General features: G+C 58.3%; 21 protein-coding genes and 1 riboswitch. Of the genes, 12 read left to right on the forward strand and 9 right to left on the reverse strand.

Annotated elements, in window-relative coordinates; translation table 11 throughout:
* The first annotated feature begins 73 nt into the window (after positions 1-73).
* A complete protein-coding gene (locus LAC65_RS02470; protein ID WP_039382534.1) occupies positions 74-835 on the forward strand; it encodes a DedA family protein in 762 nt (253 codons plus the stop codon).
* Here LAC65_RS02470 and thiQ read toward each other — a convergent pair.
* The 4 genes from thiQ to sgrR form a co-directional block, all read right to left on the reverse strand.
* On the reverse strand, positions 832-1,533 hold the full coding sequence (gene thiQ / locus LAC65_RS02475) for a thiamine ABC transporter ATP-binding protein ThiQ (protein WP_039382537.1): 702 nt from the start codon (positions 1,531-1,533) through the stop codon (positions 832-834). The two genes, LAC65_RS02470 and thiQ, sit on opposite strands and share 4 nt — an antisense overlap.
* The gene (gene thiP / locus LAC65_RS02480; protein WP_071882925.1) at positions 1,517-3,127 is read right to left on the reverse strand and encodes a thiamine/thiamine pyrophosphate ABC transporter permease ThiP; all 1,611 of its coding nucleotides are present in this window, start codon (positions 3,125-3,127) and stop codon (positions 1,517-1,519) included. Before thiP ends, thiQ begins: the two co-directional genes overlap by 17 nt.
* Positions 3,103-4,089: a thiamine ABC transporter substrate binding subunit gene (thiB, locus tag LAC65_RS02485; RefSeq protein ID WP_039382540.1), complete on the reverse strand. Its 987-nt coding sequence runs from the start codon at positions 4,087-4,089 to the stop codon at positions 3,103-3,105. Before thiB ends, thiP begins: the two co-directional genes overlap by 25 nt.
* A 46-nt stretch (positions 4,090-4,135) precedes the next feature.
* Positions 4,136-4,231: riboswitch (TPP riboswitch) on the reverse strand.
* Between the two features lie 35 nt (positions 4,232-4,266).
* On the reverse strand, positions 4,267-5,928 hold the full coding sequence (sgrR, locus tag LAC65_RS02490) for an HTH-type transcriptional regulator SgrR (protein WP_039382543.1): 1,662 nt from the start codon (positions 5,926-5,928) through the stop codon (positions 4,267-4,269).
* A 256-nt stretch (positions 5,929-6,184) separates the two neighbouring features.
* Here sgrR and LAC65_RS02495 point away from each other — a divergent pair, with 256 nt between their 5' ends.
* A complete protein-coding gene (locus tag LAC65_RS02495; protein WP_039382545.1) occupies positions 6,185-7,390 on the forward strand; it encodes an MFS transporter in 1,206 nt (401 codons plus the stop codon).
* A gap of 35 nt (positions 7,391-7,425) precedes the next feature.
* Here LAC65_RS02495 and leuD read toward each other — a convergent pair whose 3' ends face one another.
* From leuD to leuL, 5 genes are all read right to left on the reverse strand, one after another.
* Positions 7,426-8,031, reverse strand: a complete 606-nt coding sequence (leuD, locus tag LAC65_RS02500) for a 3-isopropylmalate dehydratase small subunit (protein WP_039382547.1) — start codon at positions 8,029-8,031, stop codon at positions 7,426-7,428.
* A gap of 3 nt (positions 8,032-8,034) precedes the next feature.
* Positions 8,035-9,441 (reverse strand): 3-isopropylmalate dehydratase large subunit, encoded by a 1,407-nt coding sequence (gene leuC / locus LAC65_RS02505; RefSeq protein ID WP_039382549.1) that lies wholly within the window; start codon positions 9,439-9,441, stop codon positions 8,035-8,037.
* A 2-nt stretch (positions 9,442-9,443) separates the two neighbouring features.
* Positions 9,444-10,535 carry a 3-isopropylmalate dehydrogenase gene (gene leuB, locus LAC65_RS02510; RefSeq protein ID WP_039382550.1) on the reverse strand — a complete coding sequence of 364 codons (1,092 nt, stop codon included), beginning with the start codon at positions 10,533-10,535 and terminating at the stop codon, positions 9,444-9,446.
* A 2-nt stretch (positions 10,536-10,537) separates the two neighbouring features.
* Positions 10,538-12,100 (reverse strand): 2-isopropylmalate synthase, encoded by a 1,563-nt coding sequence (gene leuA / locus LAC65_RS02515; protein WP_039382552.1) that lies wholly within the window; start codon positions 12,098-12,100, stop codon positions 10,538-10,540.
* Positions 12,101-12,192: 92 nt separating this feature from the next.
* Positions 12,193-12,276 carry a leu operon leader peptide gene (gene leuL, locus LAC65_RS18255; RefSeq protein WP_108569992.1) on the reverse strand — a complete coding sequence of 28 codons (84 nt, stop codon included), beginning with the start codon at positions 12,274-12,276 and terminating at the stop codon, positions 12,193-12,195.
* A 733-nt stretch (positions 12,277-13,009) separates the two neighbouring features.
* On the opposite strand from leuL, the gene ilvI reads away from it, so the two are divergent.
* The 10 genes from ilvI (at position 13,010) to mraY (ending at position 24,333) form a co-directional block, all read left to right on the forward strand.
* Positions 13,010-14,734: an acetolactate synthase 3 large subunit gene (ilvI, locus tag LAC65_RS02525; protein ID WP_039382556.1), complete on the forward strand. Its 1,725-nt coding sequence runs from the start codon at positions 13,010-13,012 to the stop codon at positions 14,732-14,734.
* A gap of 2 nt (positions 14,735-14,736) precedes the next feature.
* The gene (ilvN, locus tag LAC65_RS02530) at positions 14,737-15,228 is read left to right on the forward strand and encodes an acetolactate synthase small subunit (RefSeq protein WP_039382558.1); all 492 of its coding nucleotides are present in this window, start codon (positions 14,737-14,739) and stop codon (positions 15,226-15,228) included.
* 197 nt (positions 15,229-15,425) lie between these two features.
* Positions 15,426-16,436, forward strand: a complete 1,011-nt coding sequence (cra, locus tag LAC65_RS02535) for a catabolite repressor/activator (RefSeq protein ID WP_039382560.1) — start codon at positions 15,426-15,428, stop codon at positions 16,434-16,436.
* Between the two features lie 486 nt (positions 16,437-16,922).
* Positions 16,923-17,381 carry a division/cell wall cluster transcriptional repressor MraZ gene (gene mraZ / locus LAC65_RS02540; protein ID WP_039382563.1) on the forward strand — a complete coding sequence of 153 codons (459 nt, stop codon included), beginning with the start codon at positions 16,923-16,925 and terminating at the stop codon, positions 17,379-17,381.
* Between the two features lie 2 nt (positions 17,382-17,383).
* Entirely contained in the window at positions 17,384-18,325 is a 942-nt protein-coding gene (rsmH, locus tag LAC65_RS02545) for a 16S rRNA (cytosine(1402)-N(4))-methyltransferase RsmH (RefSeq protein WP_039382565.1), read from the forward strand.
* Complete coding sequence (gene ftsL, locus LAC65_RS02550) at positions 18,322-18,642, forward strand: cell division protein FtsL (RefSeq protein WP_039382567.1); 321 nt, start codon at positions 18,322-18,324, stop codon at positions 18,640-18,642. The genes rsmH and ftsL overlap by 4 nt, the downstream gene beginning before the upstream one ends.
* Before the next feature lie 16 nt (positions 18,643-18,658).
* Entirely contained in the window at positions 18,659-20,425 is a 1,767-nt protein-coding gene (locus LAC65_RS02555; RefSeq protein ID WP_039382568.1) for a peptidoglycan glycosyltransferase FtsI, read from the forward strand.
* Positions 20,412-21,899 carry a UDP-N-acetylmuramoyl-L-alanyl-D-glutamate--2,6-diaminopimelate ligase gene (gene murE, locus LAC65_RS02560; protein WP_039382570.1) on the forward strand — a complete coding sequence of 496 codons (1,488 nt, stop codon included), beginning with the start codon at positions 20,412-20,414 and terminating at the stop codon, positions 21,897-21,899. The genes LAC65_RS02555 and murE overlap by 14 nt, the downstream gene beginning before the upstream one ends.
* Entirely contained in the window at positions 21,896-23,257 is a 1,362-nt protein-coding gene (gene murF / locus LAC65_RS02565; RefSeq protein WP_039382572.1) for a UDP-N-acetylmuramoyl-tripeptide--D-alanyl-D-alanine ligase, read from the forward strand. Before murE ends, murF begins: the two co-directional genes overlap by 4 nt.
* Positions 23,251-24,333, forward strand: a complete 1,083-nt coding sequence (gene mraY, locus LAC65_RS02570) for a phospho-N-acetylmuramoyl-pentapeptide-transferase (RefSeq protein ID WP_039382574.1) — start codon at positions 23,251-23,253, stop codon at positions 24,331-24,333. Before murF ends, mraY begins: the two co-directional genes overlap by 7 nt.

A 24,333-nucleotide genomic window follows, 5' to 3' on the forward strand; every position in this document is an offset into this window, starting at 1 on the left:
CGCAGCGGGAAAAGCTTGACGCCCTGACGCAGGCTCAGGACAATCCAGCCTTCATATTCCGCAGAGGATAGCTATGGAAGCCTGGATTCAACACCTGTTTACGCAATCGCTGGAGTACGCGCTGTTCGCCGTCGCTCTGGTGACCTTTCTTGAATCACTGGCGTTTGTGGGTCTGCTGCTGCCGGGCACCGTGCTGATGGCCAGCCTGGGGGCGCTGGTGGGCAGCGGTCAGATTGGCCTCTATCCGGCGTGGGCGGCGGGGCTGATTGGCTGCCTGCTGGGCGACTGGATCTCCTACGGTATCGGCTGGAAGTTTCAGGGGCCGCTGCACCGCTGGAAGTATCTGAAAAAGTATCAAAGCCTGCTGGATAAGACCGAGCATGCGCTGCATCAGCACAGCATGTTTACCGTGCTGGTGGGGCGCTTTGTCGGCCCGACACGCCCGCTGATCCCGCTGGCGGCAGGCATGCTTGAGCTGCCGGTGCGGAAGTTTCTGCCGCCCAATATCATCGGCTGTATTTTGTGGCCGCCCGCCTATCTGCTGCCGGGGATCCTCGCCGGTGTGGCCATTGATGTGCCGCAGGCGCAGGGCGACAGCTTTAAATGGCTGCTGCTGCTGGTAACGATTCTGCTCTGGCTGGGCGGATGGCTGCTCTGGCGCTGGTGGCGCAGTGACAAAACACGCGACTGGGCAACCCGCTACCTGCCGAAAGCGCGCCTGCGCTGGCTGGCGCCGCTGATGGCCGTAGCGGGCAGCGCCGCGTTTATCGCGCTGCTGTTTCATCCGATGATGCCTGTTTTCCTGCAGCTGCTCTGGAAAGTCTTCTTCGCTTAAGCTGGCGTAATACCCAGGCGCGCGGCGCTGCTGCTCTCACCCCGAAGCAGCGCCGCCGTCTCACCATCCCACTCGATCCGGCCATCAGCAATCACCAGACTGCGTGCGGCAATCTGCTGCGCATCCTCCAGACTGTGCGACACCATCAGCAGCGTGATATTGCGTGCGTCACACACCGTACGCACCAGCTGCAGCATTTCGCGGCGCAGCGCCGGGTCGAGCGCCGAAAAAGGCTCATCCAGCAGCAGTACCGGCTGGTTGCGCAGCAGGCAGCGCGCCAGCGCCACCCGCTGCCGCTGGCCGCCGGAGAGCTCGCCAGGCAAGCGCGTCAGTAAATCATGCAGTCCGGTCTGGTGTGCAATCTCCCTCAGCTGCTGCTGCTGGTCGCGCGTGAGCTTCAGGCCCGGATGCAGACCCAGGGCCAGATTCTGCTGTACCGAAAGGTGCGGAAAGAGATTGTTCTCCTGAAACAGCATCGAGACCGGACGCAACGCCGGTACGCTGCGGGTGTGATCGCGGCCATTAATCAGCAGCGTGCCGTGGCTGACCGGCAGAAAGCCGCCGATCAGGCTCAGCAGCGTGCTTTTACCGGCGCCGCTCGGGCCAAGTATCGCCAGCCGTTCACCCGCCTGAGCGCTGAAGCTGAAACGCATCGGCAGATGCTGATAAAGGTAAGTAAGATCAGTGAGTGTCAGCATGGCGTCCCGGCAGTTTTTCCATCAGAGTAAAAAGTAACAGGCAGAGCAGCAGCAGCAGCAGGGCGGTCGCGGCACCGTCGGCACCGCGATAGGCGCCGATCTGCTGATAAAGATACCAGGGCAGGGTGCGGAAATCGGCGTTGCCAAATAGCGCCACTGCGCCAAAGTCGCCAATCGAGAGTACGCAGGCAAAGGCGAGCGCCTGCGCCAGCGGACGCTTCAGCAGCCGCAGCTCAATCAGCTTCAGGCGATTGAGGCCGGAGAGACCGAGCGAGGCGCAGAGCGGCGCATAGCGTGCGGCGATATCGCGCATCGGGTTTTCCAGCACTTTCATGGCGTAGGGAATGGCGATCAGCGCATTGGTAAAGATCACCAGCCCGTCGGCACGCGCCGGCAGCCCGGAGGTAGCGGTAAACAGCAGGAAAAAGCCGCTGGCCAGCACGATGCCCGGCATCGCCAGAATCAGCATGCCGCTCAGCTCCAGCGCCTGTGCGCTCGCCCGATGCTGGCGCTGACGCAGCTCGCGGCTGCTCCACAGCAGCATCATTGTCAGGATCACACAGAGTGCGCCCGCGCCAAGGGCGATGCGCAGCGAGGTCAGCGTGGCCTGCCAGAGCGCCGGCTGCTGCAGTGCGCCGGCCACACCGCCGCGCACGCCATCGACCACCACCGCTGCCAGCGGAGGCAGCAGCAGCAGCAGCGCGAGAGCAATCAGCAGCGTGTCGCTGACGCGTGCAAACCCGCTATCCTGCGGATCGCGCCAGCCCTGCAGCGTCTGACTGCCGGCAGGGATCGCTTTACTGAAGCGCTGACTGAGCAGCACCAGCAGCAGACAACAGCTGAGCTGCAGCAGTGCCAGCAGCGCGGCGCGGCCGGGATCGTAATCAAAGCTCAGCGCCTGGTAGATCGCCAGCTCCAGCGTGGTCGCTTGTGGCCCGCCGCCCAGCGCCAGCACCGTGGCGAAGCTGGCAAAGCAGAGCATAAAGATCAGCGCCGCGGTCGGCAGGATCTGGCGACGCAGCCAGGGCCACTCCAGCAGCCGGAACAGATTCCAGCCGCGCAGCCCAAGCTGAGCCGCCAGCTGACGCTGCTCCGGCGGAATGCTCTCCAGCGCCTGCAGCAGCATGCGCGTGGCCAGCGGCAGGTTAAAAAAGACGTGCGCCAGCAAAATACCCTGCAGGCCATAGGGAGAGAAGTGGTAGGGAATACCCAGCAGCGTGCAGAGCTGTGCCAGCCAGCCGCTGCGGCCGTAGACGCTCAGCAGGCCAAATACCGCCACCAGCACCGGCAGCACCAGCGTCATCGCACATAAACGCAGCAGCAGCGCGCGGCCAGGAAAGCAGCGGCGATAGAGCGCGCGCGCCAGCAGCACGGCCGGCAGCACGGAGCAGAGTGCCGAGAGCAGCGCCTGCTCAAATGAGAACGCCAGCACGTGGTGCAGATAGCTGTCACTGAGCAGGCTGCGCATGTCCGGCAGCGGGGCCGCCGTCAGCAGCGCCCCCAGAGCGAGCAGCGCCACGGCGCACAGCAGCAGCGCGCTCAGCGCGCCGGGTATCAGCCAGCCGGGCATCAGCGGCTGACAGCCCGCTGCCAGGCGCTGATCCACGCGGCGCGCTGGTCAGCCACTTCTGCCGGTGAAAACTGCAGCGCTTTTTGCGGCACGTTCAGCGCCCGATAGCCAGCCGGCAAATCGCTTTTGATCACCGGGTACATCCAGTTGCCGGTGGGGATCGTCTGCTGGAAAGCGGGGCTGACGATAAACTGCATAAAACGCTGTGCCAGCGCTGGCTGTTTACTGCCGGCCAGCCGGGCGGCGACTTCGACCTGCAGGTAGTGCCCCTCACTGAAGGTGGCAGCAGCGTAGTTCTCTTTCTTCTCTTCAATAATGTGGTAAGCGGGCGACGTGGTATAGCTCAGCACCAGATCGCCTTCGCCCTTGAGAAACAGGCCGTACGCTTCACTCCATCCTTTAGTGACGGTAACGGTTTTCGCCGCCAGCTTCTGCCACGCCGCGTCGCTGCGATCGCCAAACACTTTTTGCATCCAGAGCAGCAGGCCGAGGCCTGGCGTACTGGTACGCGGATCTTCATAGATAACGCGCCATTTCTCCGGGCTTTCAACCAGCTCCTGCAGGCTTGCGGGCGGATTCTTCAGGCGGTTTTTGTCATACACAAAGGCGAAGTAGCCGTAATCGAAAGGAACAAAGGTGTCGTTCTGCCAGCGCTCAGGCAGCTGCAGCGCCGCGGTATCGACCTGACTTTTAGCAAACAGGCCGGTTTTCTCCGCCGCCTGCAGGAGGTTGTTATCCAGTCCCAGCACAACGTCCGCTTTACTGTTTTTCCCTTCCATGCGCAGACGGTTGAGCAGCGAGACGCCATCCTCCAGCGCCACGTAGCGCAGCTCGCAGCCGCACTCCGCTTCAAACGCTTTCTTTACCGCCGGCCCAGGGCCCCATTCAGCAGCGAACGAATCATAGGTATAGACGGTCAGTAGCGGTCTGGCGGCGAATACCGGTGCGGACAACAGCAGCAGGACAGGCAGAACGTTCTTTAACACTTTGCGCTCCTTAAGGAGAGGATATGAGTGAGTCGCAAAGGATCTGAGGCTGGCACATCTCAAATCCCTACGCCGGTATTAACCGGATCAGGTTCGACGGGTTTCTCTCAGCCTGACGACGCAGACACCCCGTTGAGAACGGCTTAGTGTAGACATTTCCGCCACGGCGTGAAAGCGTCATAACGCCGGCGGCGCAAACCAGGCAGATTTAAAATCGAACCAGCCCAGCGTATTCAGCCGTACGCCGCGCATGCTGCGCTGGCCTTCCAGCAGCAGCCAGTGGTGAAACAGCGGATGCAGCCAGTCCTGATCTACCAGCTGGCGCGCCCACTCAGCCAGCGGCAGGCGTTTCTCACGCCAGCGCGCAGCATCCTCATGCCACGCCAGCGGAATGCAGTGCTGCATCAGCGGCAGCTCATAGAGCTGCGCAAACAGCGCATACTCCAGCGGCAGGGTGAAGTTAACGCTGCCGAGCCAGATATCGCTCTCTCCGGCGCCGGCAAACCACGCTTCGTAGCTCACCACCCGGGTGATCAGTTCCACCCCCTGCTGCGCCAGCAGGGGACGCAGCGCGCTGGCGATGCCTTCATGCTCGACGTGGTCGCTGTACCAGCTTAACGTCAGCCGGGTCAGACCTTCCGGCTTGTCCGCCGCCCGCAGATCGCGGCGATGGTGCCAGCGCGGCAGCAGGCCCCAGGCAGGAAACCAGTAACGCTGATAGCCGGGATCGGCATGATGCAGCAGGGTAATCGGATTAAGCAGATCGCTGACCCAGCGGCGGAACCGGGCATGGCGTCCCCAGGCGGAGCGCTGGTCAAACAGCAGGAAGTAGCAGCCCTCCTCCAGACGGCTCTCTTCCGCTATCTCATCCGCCTCGCTGCCCTGCAGTTTTACGCCAGAGTAGACCAGCTCGTCACTGACTTCCGGCAGCACCCAGATTGAGACTTCGTCAATCAGCGCCCGGTAACCAAAGTAGTCATCAAACGCGGCAATTTTCAGCTGCGTCTGCTGATTGCGTACCACGCTGTAAGGGCCGCAGCCGGCAGGCTGACGGGCAAAGTCGGGCAGGGACGGCCATTCGCGCGGCAGGATCATGGCGCTGACGCTGCCCAGCAGCCATGGCAGCCAGCTGTCAGGCTGGGTCAGAGTGATATCCAGCGTCCAGGGCGCCGGCGAGTGCAGCTGCGAGATATGCGCAAACAGCGGCAGAGCGGCGCTGCGCTGCAGCGAATCAAGAATATCTGCCATCTCCAGCTCGCGCCCGTGATGAAAGCGGATGGCCGGACGCAGATAAAAGCGCCACTGCTGCGCGGAGAGTTGCTGCCAGTGATGAGCAATATCGGGTTCAATTTCCCCGTTTTCCTCATTTATGCGCGTCAGGCCGCTGAAGATCTGGCGGGCCAGATGCGTTTCCGAGCGGCGCAGCGGCGAGGCGGGCAGCAGGTTCTGCAGCGGACGGTAGTAAAGCACGCGCAGAATATGTTTTCCCTGACGCACGCTGCGGCCCAGGTGGGCGGCAATCATCTGCCGCACCTGCGCTTTGTCGCCAACCAGCTGAACCAGCTGGTCAATACCGTCCTGCTCCAGCAGCGCTTCTGCACGCTGCTGCTGCAGCGCCAGACCGGTACAGCGGAAGCGCAGCTGCGAACGCTTTCCGCGTCCCGCCTCAGCCTGCCAGGTCAGCCAGCCTTCACGCTGCATCGCCTGAAGCAGGTTGCGCATATGGCGCCGCGAACAGTGCAGACTGCTGGCCAGTGCATCAAGCGTTGTCGCCCGATCCTGACCTTCACACTGCTGCCAGAGACGAATAAATTGCTGCTGCAGACGGGCCGAAGACATAAAAGGGGAACTCCGTGGCGATTTCGCTCAGTATTTATTGCCCTATAATAGAGGCATACTGCCACTCAATGGAAGAGCGGGAGGCACCCGATCCGGGTGGCGCTCAACCAGCTGTGTCGCCCGTGTGGCACATTTTTCTGAGTAGGGTGCAATTACACCGCCAGCAGATTTTTCTCTGCTGGCTTTTTTCATAGCGGTGTGAAATCGTCTACGCTCTTTCGCTACTCTTTTCTGTTTTTTCCAAAGGGATTTCTGCATGAAGTCGCTGTTAACGCGGCAGCGCCGCCCCGATCCGGTCTATCTCGCTTTTATGGTTGTCACTTTTATGGCGGGCGTTGCGGGTGCGCTGCAGGCACCGACCCTCAGCCTGTTTCTGACCCGCGAGGTGCAGGTACGCCCCTTCTGGGTCGGGCTCTTTTTCACCATTAACGCACTCGGCGGCATTGTGATCAGTATGCTGGTAGCAAAGCGCTCCGACACGCGCGGCGACCGGCGCCACCTGATCCTCTTTTGCTGCCTGATGGCCATTCTGAACGCGCTGCTGTTTGCGTTTAACCGTCACTACGCCACGCTGATAAGCCTGGGCGTGCTGCTCTCCGCGCTGGCCAGCGTCTCAATGCCGCAGATATTTGCGCTGGCGCGGGAGTACGCGGACGCATCAGCGCGTGAAGTGGTGATGTTCAGTTCGGTGATGCGGGCGCAGCTGTCGCTGGCGTGGGTCATCGGTCCGCCGCTCTCATTTGCGCTGGCGCTCAATTTCGGTTTCGTCACGCTGTTTGCCGTGGTGGCGGGCATGTTTTTACTGAGTATGTTGCTGATCTGGCGCGGCCTGCCGTCGGTACCGCGCGTGGTGGCGACGCCGGAGCAGCTGCTGCTGCAGGTCAGCCCGTGGAAAGATGCGCAGGTGATGCTGCTGTTTATCGCCTCAGTAATCATGTGGGCGTGCAACACCATGTACTTTATTGATATGCCGCTCTACATGAGCAACACGCTGGGGCTGCCGGAAAAGCTGGCGGGCCTGCTGATGGGAACGGCCGCCGGCCTGGAGATCCCGATTATGCTGCTGGCGGGCTTTTACGCGAAGCGCGTCGGCAAGCGTGCGCTGATGCTGGTGGCGGGCGTGGCAGCAATTCTCTTTTATCTCGGGCTGGTGCTGTTTACCTCAAAAACTGCGCTGATGCTGCTGCAGCTGTTTAACGCCGCTTTTATCGGCATTATCGCCGGTATTGGCATGCTCTGGTTTCAGGATCTGATGCCCGGCCGGGCGGGCGCGGCAACAACGCTGTTTACCACCTCCATCTCCACCGGGCTGATCGTGGCCGGGCTGCTGCAGGGGATCCTGAGCGAGCGCTTCGGGCATGAATCGGTTTATCAGGTGGCGCTGGGCATGTCCGTGCTGGCGCTGCTGCTGGTCGCGCGCGTGCGCGATGTGAAGCCGGCGACGGAGATCGCCGGCGCGTAAAGCGTGCCGCTACCTGACGCAGCGGCGTTTAATCATTATCGCAGGAAAGCGGGCTGCTGCTGCTCGTAGCGCGCGATCGACTCTTCATGCTGCAGCGTCAGGCCGATACTGTCCAGACCGTTAATCATACAGTGGCGGCGGAAGCTGTCGATCTCAAACGTATAGATCTTATCGCCTGCCGTGACCGTCTGTGCTTCCAGATCCACCGTAAAGCGCATGTCCGGACTGGCGTCAACCAGCCGGAACAGTGCGTCAACATCCTCTTCGCTCAGTCGCACCGGCAGCAGCTGATTGTTAAAGCTGTTGCCGTAAAAGATATCGGCAAAGCTTGGCGCAATGACGACATGGAAACCGAAGTCGGTCAGCGCCCAGGGGGCGTGCTCACGGGAGGAGCCGCAGCCGAAGTTCTCGCGCGCCAGCAGAATGCTGGCACCGGCAAACTCAGGCTTGTTAAGCACAAAGCTGGCGGTAGGCTGTGTGCCGGCATCATCGTCAAAACGCCAGTCGTGAAACAGGTGGGCACCGAAGCCGGTGCGGGTGACCTTCTGCAGAAACTGCTTTGGAATAATGGCATCGGTATCCACGTTGGCCGCATCCAGTGGCGCGACAATACCGGTGTGCTGCGTAAATTTAGTCGCCATCGCTTAAGCTCCCTGAGTCAGTTCACGAATATCGGCAAAACGGCCGGAGACCGCTGCGGCGGCAGCCATCGCCGGGCTGACCAGGTGCGTACGGCCGCCACGGCCCTGACGGCCTTCAAAGTTGCGGTTGCTGGTCGAGGCGCAGCGCTCGCCCGGATTCAGGCGATCGTTGTTCATGGCGAGGCACATAGAGCAGCCCGGCAGACGCCACTCAAAGCCCGCCTCAAGAAAGATTTTATCCAGACCTTCCGCTTCCGCCTGCGCTTTAACCGGACCGGAACCCGGCACGACCATCGCGACCACGCCGGGTGCCACTTTACGCCCTTTGGCAACCGCCGCGGCAGCGCGCAGATCCTCAATGCGTGAGTTAGTGCAGGAGCCAATAAAGACTTTATCGATAGCCACGTCGGTCAGCTTCACGCCCGGTTGCAGGTTCATGTAAGCCAGCGCTTTTTCAGCGGAGGCGCGCTCAACCGGATCGGCAAACGAGGCGGGATCGGGTATCGCCTGATCCACCGCCATCACCTGACCCGGATTGGTGCCCCAGGTGACCTGCGGGGCAATATCGGCGGCGTTCAGCGTCACCACGCTGTCAAACGCTGCGTCCGGATCTGACTTCAGCGTGCGCCAGTAGGCCACGGCCTGCTCCCAGTCGTCGCCTTTCGGCGCAAACTGCTTATCTTTCAGGTAGGCGAACGTGGTGTCATCCGGCGCCACCAGACCCGCTTTCGCGCCCATCTCAATCGCCATATTGCACAGCGTCATGCGGCCTTCCATGCTCAGCGCTTCAATCGCCGGGCCGCAGAACTCCACCACATAGCCAGTGCCGCCGGCGCTGCCGGTTTTACCGATGATCGCCAGCACGATATCTTTCGCCGTAATGCCCGGCGCAGCGGCGCCCGACACATTGATTTTCATGGTTTTCGCCCGACCCTGCTTCAGCGTCTGAGTGGCAAACACATGCTCAACTTCCGAAGTGCCGATACCAAACGCCAGTGAACCAAAGGCGCCGTGCGTGGCGGTATGTGAGTCGCCGCAGACGATGGTCATACCTGGCAGGGTCATGCCCTGTTCCGGCCCGATCACGTGTACGATGCCCTGGAAGGGATGGTTCAGGTCGTAGAGCTGAATGCCGAACTCATCGCAGTTCTTCATCAGTTCCTGCATCTGAATCCGCGCCATTTCACCCGACGCATTGATATCTTTCGTCTGGGTTGAAACGTTGTGATCCATGGTGGCAAAGGTTTTTTCCGGCTGACGCACTTTACGGCCGTGCGCGCGCAGGCCGTCGAACGCCTGCGGGGAGGTCACTTCGTGGATCAGGTGACGGTCAATATAGAGCAGCGGCGTTTCATCGGGCGCTTCGTGAACGACATGTGCGTCAAATAACTTCTGGTATAAGCTTTTCATTTTTATTTTTCTCCGGCAATGAAGCCCGCGATGAGGCTACCCATTTCATCCGTACTGACAGCAGGGCCGTCGCCCGCCAGATCGCGGGTGCGATGGCCCGCTTCCAGCGCCTGGCTGACCGCCTGTTCGATAGCATTCGCCGCGTCGGCGGCGTTCAGGCTGAAGCGCAGCAGCATCGACAGCGACAGGATCTGGGCAATCGGGTTAGCGATATTTTGTCCGGCGATATCCGGCGCAGAGCCGCCAGCGGGTTCAAACAGGCCAAAACCCTCTTCGTTCAGGCTGGCTGACGGCAGCATGCCCATCGACCCGGTGATCATGGCGCACTCATCAGAGAGAATGTCGCCAAACAGGTTGGAGCAGAGCAGGACATCAAACTGCGACGGATCTTTGATCAGCTGCATGGTGGCATTGTCGATATACATATGCGCCAGCTGCACGTCAGGATACGCTTTTGCCACTTCATTCACGATTTCGCGCCACATCACCGAACTCTGCAGCACGTTAGCTTTGTCGATGGAGGTGACATGACCCCGGCGCTTGCGTGCGGCTTCAAAGGCGTTACGTGCAATGCGCTCAATCTCAAAGCGGTGGTAAACCTCGGTATCAAACGCCCGCTCGTGTGCACCGCTGCCTTCGCGTCCTTTTGGCTGGCCAAAGTAGATGCCGCCGGTGAGCTCACGTACGCAGAGAATATCAAAACCGCGCGCCGCGATATCGCTGCGCAGCGGGCAAAATGCTTCAAGACCTTTATAGAGCGCGGCAGGGCGCAGATTGCTGAACAGTCTGAAATGCTTGCGCAGCGGCAGCAGCGCCCCGCGCTCCGGCTGGCCAGCCGGCGGCAGATGCTCCCACTTCGGGCCGCCAACGGAGCCAAACAGAATCGCGTCTGCCTGCTCAGCCCCGGCTACGGTCGCAGGCGGCAGTGGTTCACCGTGACGATCGATGGCGATACCGCCAACATCATATTCGCTGGTGGTGATACGCATGCCAAAGCGGGTGCGAACCGCGTCGAGCACTTTCATCGCCTGCGCCATCACTTCCGGGCCGATTCCGTCGCCAGGCATGACCGCAATATGATATGAGTGAGTCATAGTTACACCGTTTCCTTCTGTTCTTTAAATTTACGCTGCAGTTCTTTTTCGACCTGTCGGGCTCGCCAGATGTTGTTTAGTGCGTTGATCATCGCTTTGGCAGAGGATTCAACGATATCGGTAGCGAGACCTACGCCGTGGAACTTGCGTCCGTTGTAGTTCACTACGATATCCACCTGGCCCAGGGCATTTTCGCCGTGACCTTTCGCCGTCAGCTTGTAGTTCACCAGCTCGGCGTCAAAGCCGGTAATGCGGTTGATCGCCTGATAGACCGCGTCAACCGGACCGTTGCCGGTGGCCGCATCCGCTTTGGTCTCTTCACCATAGCCGAGCTGGACTGAAGCGGTTGCCGTGACGCTGGAGCCGGTCTGCACGTTGAATTCGTTGAGCTGGAAAAATTCCGGCTCTTCATGCTGTTTGTTGATAAAGGCGAGCGCTTCCAGATCGTAGTCAAACACCTGACCTTTCTTATCGGCCAGCTTCAGGAAGGCGTCATACAGCGCGTCGAGGTTGTAGTCAGCCTCTTTATAGCCCATCTCTTCCATACGATGTTTTACCGCCGCGCGTCCGGAGCGGGAGGTGAGGTTCAGCTGAATTTTGTGCAGGCCGATCGATTCAGGCGTCAGAATTTCGTAGTTTTCACGGTTTTTCAGCACGCCATCCTGATGAATGCCGGAGGAGTGCGCAAACGCATTTGAGCCGACCACCGCTTTGTTCGCCGGAATTGGCATGTTGCAGATCTGGCTGACAATCTGGCTGGTGCGGTAGATCTCCTGGTGGTTGATAGCGGTGTGAACGTTCATGATCTGCTGGCGGGTTTTGATCGCCATGATCACCTCTTCCAGCGCGCAGTTACCGGCGCGCTCGCCCAGACCATTCAGCGTGCCTTCAACCTGACGCGCGCCCGCCAGTACCGCAGCAATAGCGTTGCCGGTTGCCATCCCTAAATCATCATGGGTGTGCACTGACAGAATCGCTTTGTCGATGTTAGGCACGCGGTTAACCAGCTGCCCGATAATATTGGCGTATTCGCCAGGCAGGGTATAGCCAACGGTATCGGGAATATTAATGGTGGTAGCACCGGCGCTGATGGCGGCTTCAACCATGCGGCAGAGATCGTCAATCGGCGTGCGCCCGCCATCTTCACAGGAGAACTCCACATCATCGGTGTAGTTACGTGCGCGTTTTACCATGTGCACCGCGCGCTCAATCACTTCCGGCAGCGTGCTGCGCAGCTTGGTTGCAATATGCATCGGTGAGGTAGCGATAAAGGTGTGAATACGGAACGCATCGGCGACGCGCAGTGATTCGTAAGCGGCATCAATATCTTTCTCGACACAGCGCGCCAGCCCGCAGACGCGGCTGTTTTTAATCGTACGGGCAATGGTCTGTACCGATTCAAAGTCACCGGGTGAAGAGACCGGGAAACCCACTTCCATTACGTCCACGCCCATTCTTTCCAGCGCCAGGGCGATCTGCAATTTTTCTTTAACACTCAGGCTGGCCTGTAACGCCTGTTCGCCGTCGCGCAGAGTGGTATCGAAAATAATAACTTGCTGGCTCATGGTTATCTTCCTTTTGCATTAACTTCGCCGGTGCAACGAGCATAAAAAAACCCGCGCAGTGGCGCGGGTTTTTAACTTTCAGCGGGTTGGAATCAGTTGTTGATTTCGCCCACGAGTCTACCGCGCAAACTGGATGCGTTTAGTAGTAGACCGAGTAGGCGGAAAGAACGAAACATGAATCAGACCCCATAAAATGTGTGCTGTACATATTGGTACTGGATTGGCGATGTGATGTCAACCCTGAACCAGCGGCTATTTTTCTTACGCCAAAAGCGCGATCTGCTGGAAATATTGACGCCTGTGGAGGATCGCGAAAAAAATAGCGTGCTGCATCGCAGGGGCAGATGTAATGTACGCTATCGTAAATCGATTATATTGATTAACTTTATGATTTTATTGATCTATTTTAATATATACGGCAGATGAAAATACAAATCTCAGGCTGCAAGGCAGAATAATATAATGCCTCTGGCAATTTTTGACGTTAATCACACGGCAAAGAAAGAAGTTAAAAACATTGTGGGCTGATGCAACAGGCGATAACAAAAATATATTTCTTACAACTCGCTGAAAATAATCTTCAGACCAGCATATTCCTCTGAATTTATGCCTGCCGATTAGTTTATTCATCGCACCCTGACCCGACACGTCAGAGGCTTGCGTGTCAGAGAACGCATGTCGCAGGCCCTGGCAGTTTGCAGCCCGCAGGCTCTGCGGTTATGGTAATCGTCCTACTCTCAAAAGAATTCATTCAGGTAGATTCCCGATATCTGGAAGGCGGAAATGAATTCCTTCTTCTGAGCATAAACATAAGATTTTGATCTTAATTGGCGATAAGGGAACAGATGCGACACCGTGCGCTGGACAGCGCTGCCCGTCGCGGCTGTTTCTGACGCCTGGAGGCAGAAAATGGAGATGTTGTCAGGAGCCGAAATGGTCGTCCGTTCGTTGATCGATCAGGGCGTAAAACAGGTATTCGGTTATCCGGGCGGAGCAGTGCTCGATATCTATGATGCGCTGCAGACGGTCGGTGGAATTGACCATGTACTGGTGCGTCACGAACAGGGCGCAGTGCATATGGCAGATGGTCTGGCACGGGCAACCGGCGAAGTTGGCGTGGTGCTGGTGACGTCTGGACCGGGGGCGACGAATGCCATCACCGGTATCGCAACCGCCTATATGGATTCGATTCCGCTGGTCATCCTGTCAGGCCAGGTGCCCTCATCGCTGATTGGCTATGATGCGTTTCAGGAGTGTGACATGGTCGGTATCTCCCGGCCGGTGGTCAAACACAGCTTTCTGGTAAAAAGCACGGAAGAGATCCCCACTGTACTGAAAAAAGCGTTCTGGCTGGCGGCCAGCGGACGCCCTGGCCCGGTCGTGATCGATCTGCCTAAAGATATCCTTAATCCGGCGAACAAGCTGCCGTATGCCTGGCCGGAAAGCGTCAGCATGCGCTCTTATAATCCGACCCTGCAGGGCCATAAAGGTCAGATCAAGCGCGCACTGCAGACGCTGCTGGCTGCGCATAAACCGGTAATCTATGCCGGTGGCGGGGCGATCACGTCAGGATGCGAAGCGGAACTGCGCCAGCTGGCTGAGCAGCTTAACATCCCGGTAACCACCTCGCTGATGGGGCTGGGTGCGTTTCCTGGCACGCACCGTCAGTGCGTCGGCATGCTGGGCATGCACGGCACGTATGAAGCCAACATGACGATGCACAACGCCGATTTGATCTTCGGCATCGGCGTCCGCTTTGACGATCGCACCACCAACAATCTGGCAAAATATTGCCCGAATGCCACCATCATGCACATTGATGTTGATCCGACGTCTATTTCAAAGACGGTCAGCGCAGATATTCCGATCGTTGGCGATGCAAAACAGACGCTGGTGCAGATGCTGGAGCTGCTGGCGCAGAGCGACACGCAGCAGCAGCACGACAGCCTGCGCGACTGGTGGCAGAACATTGAAACCTGGCGCAGCCGTAAGTGTCTGGAGTTCGATCGCAGCAGCGATAAGATCAAACCGCAGGCGGTGATAGAGACAATCGCGCGTCTGACGGGCGGCGAGGCTTACGTGACCTCTGATGTCGGACAGCACCAGATGTTTGCTGCACTCTATTACCCGTTTGACAAGCCGCGTCGCTGGATCAACTCCGGTGGCCTTGGCACCATGGGCTTTGGCCTGCCGGCTGCGCTGGGCGTGAAGATGGCGCTGCCGGAAGAGACGGTAATCTGTGTCACCGGCGATGGCAGCATCCAGATGAACATTCAGGAGCTATCGACAGCGCTGCAGTACGATCTGCCTGTGCTGGTGCTCAATCTGAACAACCGTTTCCTCGGCATGGTGAAACAGTGGCAGGATATGATCTATTCCGGACGCCATTCACAATCCTATATGGAGTCGCTGCCCGATTTTGTCCGCCTGGCTGAGGCGTATGGCCATGTCGGCATCGCTATCCAGCATCCGGCCGAGCTGGAAGAGAAGCTGCAGCTGGCGCTGGATACGCTGGCAAAAGGGCGACTGGTGTTTGTGGATGTCACCGTTGATGGCAGCGAGCACGTCTATCCGATGCAGATTCGGGGCGGCTCAATGGATGAAATGTGGTTGAGCAAGACGGAGAGGACTTAATTATGCGTCGTATTCTATCGGTGCTGCTGGAGAATGAGTCGGGCGCGTTATCCCGCGTGGTCGGACTTTTCTCCCAGCGCGGTTATAACATTGAGAGCCTGACCGTTGCGCCCACCGACGATCCTACTCTGTCGCGCATGACCATTCAGACCGTGGGCGATGAAAAAGTGATTGAGCAGATTGAGAAGCAGCTGCATAAGCTGGTGGATGTACTGCGCGTCACTGAACTGGGGCAGGGCGCTTACGTTGAGCGTGAGATCATGCTGGTCAAAATTCAGGCCAGCGGCTATGGCCGTGAAGAAGTGAAACGCAGCGCGGAGATTTTTCGCGGACAGATTGTTGATGTCACACCGACGCTTTACACGGTTCAGCTGGCAGGCACCAGCGACAAGCTGGATGCGTTTCTCAACAGCGTACGCGAAGTAGCAGAGATTGTTGAGGTGGCACGTTCAGGTATCGTTGGCGTATCACGCGGCGAGCGCATCATGCGTTAATCCCGCTCTGTTATCACTGCACTTTACTCTAACCCGGCGTAATGCCGGGTTTTTTTATTTTATGCGCCAGCTTTGTTTGCTGATGAAAAGCGGTTGCTCAGGCCGGTTTTCTGCGGTTAGATGTAACAAAGATTTTATCCACAGCTACGTTGCGGATATCTCCGCCAGCTCTGGCTTATCGACATGAAGGTGTTATCGTGAAACTGGATGAAATTGCGCGTCTGGCCGGCGTCTCGCGTACCACCGCCAGCTATGTGATCAATGGTAAAGCGCGGCAGTATCGTGTCAGCGACAAAACGGTTGAGAAAGTGATGGCGGTGGTACGCGAGTATAACTACCACCCCAATGCGGTCGCTGCCGGCCTGCGTGCAGGGCGCACGCGCTCTATCGGACTGGTGATCCCCGATCTCGAAAACACCAGCTATACGCGTATTGCTAATTATCTGGAGCGTCAGGCGCGCCAGCGCGGCTATCAGCTGCTTATCGCCTGTTCAGAAGATCAGCCTGATAACGAGATGCGCTGTATCGAGCATCTGCTGCAGCGTCAGGTCGATGCAATCATCGTCTCCACTTCGCTGCCGCCGGAGCACCCGTTCTACCAGCGCTGGATAAACGATCCGCTGCCGATTGTCGCGCTGGATCGCGCGCTGGATCGTGAGCACTTTACCAGCGTTGTCGGTGCCGATCAGGATGATGCGCGCGCGCTGGCGGCTGAATTGCGTCAGCTCCCGGTGAAAAACGTACTGTTTATGGGCGCGCTACCGGAGCTTTCCGTGAGTTTTCTGCGTGAAATGGGCTTCCGCGAAGCCTGGCAGGATGATGAGCGTTCAGTCAGTTACCTCTACTGCAACAGTTTTGATCGCGCGGCCGCCGCTGCCCTGTTTGAGCGTTATCTGGACGAAAATCCCATGCCTGATGCGCTTTTTACCACATCATTTGGTCTGCTGCAGGGCGTAATGGATGTCACGCTGAAACGAGAAGGGCGGCTGCCAAAAGATCTGGCGATCGCCACGTTTGGCGATCACGAATTACTCGATTTCCTTGATTGTCCGGTACTGGCGGTGGGACAGCGTCATCGCGACGTTGCAGAGCGGGTTCTGGAACTGGTGCTGGCGTCTCTTGATGAGCCGCGCAAACCCAAACCCGGATTAACGCGCATTCGCCGTAACTTATTTCATCGTGGCCAGTTAAGCCGCCTGACAAAATGAGTTAGCGGACGCGATGATGCCCGCCATTTATTCACTATCTGGCGGGCAATTAATTATCTGACGTAAAAAAGCGTAAATAACAGCCATTAATTTTCACAAAACAGCGAGCAATTTAATCCTGCTGGATAAAAGTTAGTCATTTTTAATCCCTGCCAGCAGGCGCTTGCGCTGGGCTTCCGTTCAGAAATCCCCTAAAATGCCGCCGCTGTCGCATAACCCTGCGCTGCTGTACTTAAGCCAAATCTGAATCAAATTTAATCATGTCTGAAGTAAGCAGATATTTTTATACTGTTATTCATCGGTTTAATTTTGCTTTGCCATTCCGCACGCTTTTTTATTTCGCTTTCCGCTTATTTTTCCGGGATGTAAAGAGTGATATTCACCTGCCGTTGCGGCTTGACAATGTTTTCATCGGCTCCGTAAACTCGTTTCGTGGTAAAAAGTGGGATAAAGTGGTGAAAACGGTAGCTGAGGAGTCAGGCTGGCATGTTCCGCGGGGCAACGTTAGTCAATCTCGACAGTAAAGGGCGGTTAGCGGTTCCGGTGCGCTATCGCGAATTGCTGCTCGCAGAGTCTCAGGGTCAGATGGTCTCTACTATCGACCTGCATCAGCCCTGCCTGCTGCTTTATACCCTGCCCGAATGGGAAATTATTGAGAAAAAACTGGCTCGCTTATCCAGTATGAATCCGGCAGAGCGACGCGTACAGCGTCTGCTGCTCGGACATGCCAGCGAATGCCAGATGGATAGTGCAGGCCGGCTGCTGCTGGCAAATACCTTAAGGCAGCATGCGGGACTGAAAAAAGAAGTGATGCTGGTTGGGCAGTTCAACAAGTTTGAATTGTGGGATGAACAGACCTGGTATCAACAAGTCAGGGATGATATTGACGCAGAACATTCAGCTCAGGAACCTCTATCTGAGCGGTTGCAGGACTTATCGCTATAGCTATGCAGGAAAATTTTAAACATACCACGGTGCTGCTGGATGAGGCGGTAAACGGCCTTAATATCAGGGAAGACGGCATTTACATTGACGGCACCTTTGGTCGCGGTGGCCACTCACGCCTGATCCTTTCGCAGCTTGGCGAAAATGGACAGCTGCTGGCCATCGATCGCGATCCGCAGGCAATTGCGGCCGCCGCTGAGATTAACGATCCGCGCTTTTCTATTGTGCACGGTCCTTTCTCAGCGCTGGCAGACTATGTCGACGCGCGCGGGCTGACCGGGAAAATCAGTGGCGTCCTGCTGGATCTGGGCGTCTCCTCACCGCAGCTGGACGACGCCGAGCGCGGCTTTTCGTTTATGCGCGACGGGCCGCTGGACATGCGCATGGATCCCACGCGGGGTCACTCTGCCGCTGAATGGCTGCTGCAGGCAGAAGAAGCTGATATCGCCTTTGTGCTGAAAACATACGGCGAAGAGCGTTTCGCGAAGCGCATTGCACGCGCCATTACAGAGCGCAATCGGGAGCAGCCGATGACGCGCACAAAAGAGCTGGCTGAAGTCATTGCCGCCGCGACGCCGGTAAAAGATAAATTTAAGCACCCGGCGACGCGCAGCTTTCAGGCTATTCGTATCTGGATCAACAGTGAGCTGGAAGAGATTGATACCGCACTCAAAGGCGCGCTTTCTGTTCTGGCTCCGGGTGGCCGTTTATCCATCATCAGCTTCCACTCTCTTGAAGATCGCCTGGTGAAGCGTTTTATGCGCGATCAAAGCCGTGGTCCGCAGGTTCCGGCGGGAATTCCGATGACGGAAAGCCAGCTGAAAGCGCTGGGCGGACGCGAGCTGAAAACGCTGGGCAAGCTCATTCCGGGCGAAGCAGAGGTGCGGGAAAACCCGCGCGCGCGCAGCTCGGTGCTGCGTATTGCTGAAAGGACCGCGCCATGATTGGCAATGAGCGGCACAGTCTCCCCGGCGTCATCGGCGGAGACCTGCTGCGCTTTGGCAAGATCCCGGTGTTGTTGCTGATTGCCGTACTGGTCTCTTCGGTACTGGTCGTGACCACAACGCACAAAACGCGCCTGCTAACGGCGCAGCGTGAACAGCTGGTGCTGGAGCGCGATGCGCTGGATATCGAATGGCGCAACCTGATTCTGGAAGAGAACGCGCTTGGCGATCACAGCCGGGTAGAGCGGATCGCAACCGATAAGCTGCAGCTGCGGCACGTTGATCCTTCTCAGGAAAATATTGTGGTGCAGAAATAAGGAATCGCAGACCTCAATGAGCGGCGCAGGCAAAACGCTGAAGTTAAAAAAACAGGAAGATAAGGCCAGCTTTGTAAGCTGGCGTTTTGCTTTGCTGTGCGGCTGTATTTTACTCGCGCTGGGCGGGCTGCTGTCGCGCGTCGCCTGGCTGCAGGTGATCAAGCCCGATCGGCTGGTTAAAGAGGGCGATCTGCGCTCGTTGCGCGTGCAGGAGGTGCCGACGGCACGCGGCATGATCAGCGACCGCGCCGGGCGTCCGCTGGCGGTCAGCGTACCGGTTAATGCTATCTGGGCCGATCCCAAAGAGCTGATTGGTCACGGCGGCGTCACCCTTGATAGCCGCTGGAAAGCGCTCTCAGATGCGCTGTCGATCCCGCTGGATCAGCTGGCCGCGCGCATCAACGCCAACCCCAAAGGACGCTTTATCTATCTGGCGCGTCAGGTTAATCCGGCCATTGGCGACTATGTGAAAAAACTGAAGCTGCCGGGTATTTATCTGCGCCAGGAGTCGCGCCGCTACTATCCGGCCGGTCAGGTCACCGCGCATCTGATTGGTTTCACCAACATTGACGGACAGGGCATCGAAGGGATTGAGAAAAGCTTCGACAAATGGCTGACGGGCGCGCCAGGCGAGCGTACGGTGCGTAAAGATCGCTTCGGGCGCGTCATTGAAGATATCTCGTCGGTCGACAGCCGTGCTGCACACAATCTGACGCTGAGTATTGATGAGCGGCTGCAGGCGCTGGTCTATCGCGAACTCAACAATGCAGTCGCCTTTAACAAAGCAGAGTCGGGCACGGCGGTGCTGGTTGATGTCAGCACGGGTGAAGTCCTGGCAATGGCAAACAGCCCCGCCTACAACCCGAATAACCTCAGCAATACGCCAAAAGATGTCATGCGTAACCGCGCCATCACCGACATTTTTGAGCCGGGCTCAACGGTGAAGCCCATGGTGGTGATGACTGCGCTGCAGCGTGGGGTGGTGAAAGAGAACAGCGTACTGAACACCGTGCCATACCGCGTAAACGGTCATGAGATCAAAGATGTGGCGCGCTATAACGAACTGACCCTGACCGGGGTCTTACAGAAGTCGAGTAACGTCGGGGTTTCACGTCTGGCGTTAGCGATGCCCTCCTCAGCGCTGGTAGATACTTACGCGCGCTTTGGACTGGGTAAACCGACCAATTTGGGGCTGGTCGGGGAAAGCAGTGGCTTATACCCTCAAAAACAACGGTGGTCTGACATAGAGAGGGCCACCTTCTCTTTCGGCTACGGGCTAATGGTAACGCCGTTACAGTTAGCGCGAGTCTACGCAACGATTGGCAGCTACGGTATCAATCGTCCTCTCTCCATTACCAAAGTGGATCCGCCGGTTGCAGGTGAGCGCGTCTTTCCGGAGAACCTGGTCAGAACGGTAATGCATATGATGGAGAGCGTGGCACTGCCTGGCGGCGGTGGGGTAAAAGCCGCTATCAAAGGATATCGCATTGCGATTAAAACCGGCACCGCGAAAAAGGTCGGTCCCGATGGCCGCTACGTCAATAAGTATATCGCCTACACCGCCGGTGTGGCACCAGCCAGCCAGCCGCGTTTTGCGCTGGTCGTGGTGATTAACGATCCGCAGGCCGGTAAATATTATGGCGGTGCAGTCTCTGCGCCGGTGTTTGGCGCCATCATGGGCGGCGTATTGCGCACCATGAATATTGAGCCGGACGCACTGCCTGTCGTGGATAAAAACGAATTAGTGAAGAACAGAAGTGAGGCATCAAGTGACAGATCGTAACCTGCGCGATTTACTGGCCCCCTGGGTGGCCGGCGCGCCGGCGCGTCCCCTTCGTGACATGACGCTGGACAGCCGCGCGGCGGCGGCCGGCGATCTGTTTATCGCCGTAGCGGGCCATCATGCTGATGGCCGGCGCTTTATCCCGCAGGCCATTGCGCAGGGCGTTGCCGCCGTGATTGCAGAAGCGGAAGGCGAGGCCAGTGACGGCGATATCCGTGAACTGCACGGCGTGCCGGTGATCTATCTGGCGCAGCTGCCGCAGCGCCTCTCCGCGCTGGCGGGACGCTTTTATCAGCAGCCGGGCAGCAAGCTGAAGCTGGCTGGCGTTACCGGGACGAATGGCAAGACCACCACCACCCAGCTGATTGCACAGTGGGCTAACCTGCTGGGTGAGACGGGCGCGGTGATGGGTACCGTGGGTAACGGCCTGTATGGCCAGCTGCTGCCAGCAGAGAACACCACCGGCTCGGCCGTTGAGGTTCAGCATATCCTGCACGACTTAGTGGGGCAGGGCGCCACCCTGGCAGCGATGGAGGTCTCGTCGCATGGCCTGGTACAGCACCGCGTGGCGGCATTGCCGTTTGCGGCGGCGGTATTTACCAATCTGAGCCGCGACCATCTCGACTACCACGGTGACATGCAAAGCTATGAGTCAGCCAAGTGGCTGCTCTTTTCTGAACATCAGATCGGTGACGCAATCATCAACGCTGATGATGAGACCGGCTATCGCTGGCTGCAGCAGCTGCCCGATGCGGTCGCGGTAACCATGGCAAACAACCTGCCATCCGGCTGGCACGGGCGCTGGCTCCATGCCACTGAAGTCGCGTATCACGACGGTGGCGCACGCGTGCGCTTCAGCTCCAGCTGGGGAGATGGCTCTTTTGACAGCCGCCTGATGGGCGCCTTTAACGTCAGCAATCTGCTGCTGGCGCTGGCTACGCTGCTGACGATGGACTATCCGCTGGAGAGTTTAGTGGCAACCGCTGCAGACCTGCAGCCGGTATGCGGACGCATGGAAGTCTTCAGTGCAGCGGGCAAAGCCACCGTTGTGGTGGATTACGCGCACACCCCGGATGCGCTGGAGAAAGCGCTGGAAGCGGCGCGCCTTCACTGTAAGGGCCAGCTCTGGTGCGTATTCGGCTGCGGCGGCGACCGCGACAAAGGCAAACGTCCGCTGATGGGGGCGATTGCTGAACAGTTTGCTGACGTGGTGGTGATCACCGATGACAATCCGCGCAGCGAAGATCCCGCCGCGATTGTGGACGATATTCTGACCGGACTGCTCGATCCGGGTCGCGCACGCGTCGTGCCTGGCCGGGCGCAGGCGGTGACCAGCGCCGTGATGCAGGCAAAAGCTGAAGATATCGTGCTGGTCGCCGGCAAGGGACATGAAGATTATCAGATTATCGGCAATCGTCGTCTCGATTACTCGGACCGCGACACCGTCGCCCGACTGCTGGGAGTAATGGCATGATCCCGATTACGCTGCAAACGCTGGCTGACATCAGCGGCGGTACGCTGCACGGCAGCGATGCGACCCTGCATGAAGTCACGACCGATACCCGTAAAGTCACCGCAGGCTGCCTGTTTGTGGCGCTGGTGGGTGAGCGTTTTGACGCGCACGACTTTGCTGAGCAGGCGATGAACAGCGGGGCGCAGGCGCTGCTGGTGAGCCGGCAGTTACCGGTTGCGCTGCCGCAGGTGGTGGTGGCTGATACGCGCATTGCGTTCGGCCAGCTTGGTGCCTGGGTACGTCAGCAGTCGACCGCGCGCGTCGTGGCGCTGACCGGCTCATCGGGTAAAACCTCAGTGAAAGAGATGACGGCGGCAATTTTACGCCAGTGTGGCGAAACGCTCTACACCGCCGGTAACCTGAATAACGACTACGGCGTGCCGATGACGCTGCTGCGTCTGACCGCGGCACATCAGTACGCGGTGATTGAGCTTGGTGCTAATCACCAGGGCGAAATAGCCTACACCACGGCGCTGGTACAGCCGGAGACCGCGCTGGTCAACAATCTTGCAGCGGCGCATCTCGAAGGTTTTGGATCACTGGCAGGCGTGGCGAAAGCCAAAGGCGAAATCTTTGCCGGTTTACCGCTGCACGGCACGGCGATTGTAAACGCCGACAGTCACGATCTCGCTAACTGGCAGCCCTATTTTGCCGGCAGAACGCTGTGGCACTTTTCGCCGCAGCCGCTGACTGATGCGGAGTTTCGCGCCAGCGATATCGTACTGCGGCCTGACGTGACCTGCTTTACGCTGCACACGCCGCGCGGAGATATCGCTATCGAACTGCCGCTGCCGGGCCGCCATAATATTGCCAACGCGCTGGCCGCCGCAGCACTGGCCCTGTCGGTCGACGCACCGCTGACCGCCATCCAGTCTGGCCTGAAAATGCTGCAGCCGGTGCCGGGACGCCTCTTCCCGGTGCGTCTCTCGGCGACACAGTTGCTGCTGGATGACAGTTATAACGCAAACGTGGGTTCGATGACGGCCGCCGCGCAGGTGCTGGGTGAGATGCCCGGCTTCCGCGTTATGGTGGTAGGCGATATGGGCGAGCTGGGCGAGGAAGCGGAAGCGTGCCACCGTCAGGTGGGCGCCGCAGCACAGGCTGCCGGCGTGGATGCCGTGCTCAGCACCGGTCAGCTCAGCCACTTTATCAGCGACAGCAGCGGCAGAGGCCAGCATTTTGCCAGCAAAGCCGCGCTGATCGCCCATCTGCAGGCGCTGCTCGCGCAGCATCCTGAGATCACTATTTTAGTTAAAGGTTCACGTAGTGCCGCCATGGAGCAGGTAGTACAGGGACTGAAGGAGAAAGGAACATGCTAGTCTGGCTGGCCGAACATCTGGTCGCATTTTATTCCGGTTTTAACGTCTTTTCCTATCTGACGTTTCGCGCCATTGTCAGCCTGCTGACCGCTCTGTTTATCTCATTATGGATGGGACCGCGCCTGATCGCCTGGCTGCAGAAGCTGCAGATTGGCCAGGTGGTACGTAATGATGGCCCGGAGTCGCACTTTAGCAAACGCGGCACGCCGACCATGGGCGGCATCATGATCCTGACATCAATCACCATCTCCGTACTGATGTGGGCTTACCCTTCCAATCCCTATGTCTGGTGTGTACTGGTGGTACTGCTCGGCTTTGGCGCCATTGGCTTTGTTGACGATTACCGTAAAGTGGTGCGCAAAGATACCAAAGGGCTTATCGCGCGCTGGAAATATTTCTGGATGTCGGTGATCTCACTTGGCGTGGCATTTGCGCTGTTTGTGGCTGGCAAAGATACGCCTGCCACGCAGCTGGTGGTGCCCTTCTTTAAAGATGTGATGCCGCAGCTGGGTCTGTTTTATGTGGTGCTGGCCTACTTTGTCATTGTGGGCACCGGCAACGCCGTGAACCTTACCGATGGTCTCGATGGCCTGGCAATTATGCCAACGGTGTTTGTCGCTGCCGGTTTTGCGCTGGTCGCCTGGGCAACCGGCAACGTAAAGTTTGCTGAATATCTGCATATCCCCTATCTGCGTCACGCGGGTGAACTGGTCATTGTCTGCACCGCGATTGTCGGGGCCGGTCTCGGGTTCCTGTGGTTTAACACCTATCCGGCACAGGTTTTCATGGGTGACGTCGGGTCACTGGCGCTGGGCGGCGCGCTGGGCACGCTGGCAGTGCTGCTGCGTCAGGAGTTTCTGCTGGTGATTATGGGTGGCGTGTTTGTGGTTGAAACGCTGTCGGTGATCCTGCAGGTCGGCTCCTTTAAACTGCGCGGCCAGCGTATTTTCCGCATGGCGCCTATTCATCACCATTATGAACTCAAGGGCTGGCCGGAACCGCGCGTTATCGTGCGCTTCTGGATTATTTCGCTGATGCTGGTGCTGATTGGCCTGGCTACGCTGAAGGTGCGTTAA

Origin of the sequence: Pantoea eucrina (assembly GCF_020079945.1) — a bacterium.
GTDB classification, from domain to species: domain Bacteria; phylum Pseudomonadota; class Gammaproteobacteria; order Enterobacterales; family Enterobacteriaceae; genus Pantoea; species Pantoea eucrina.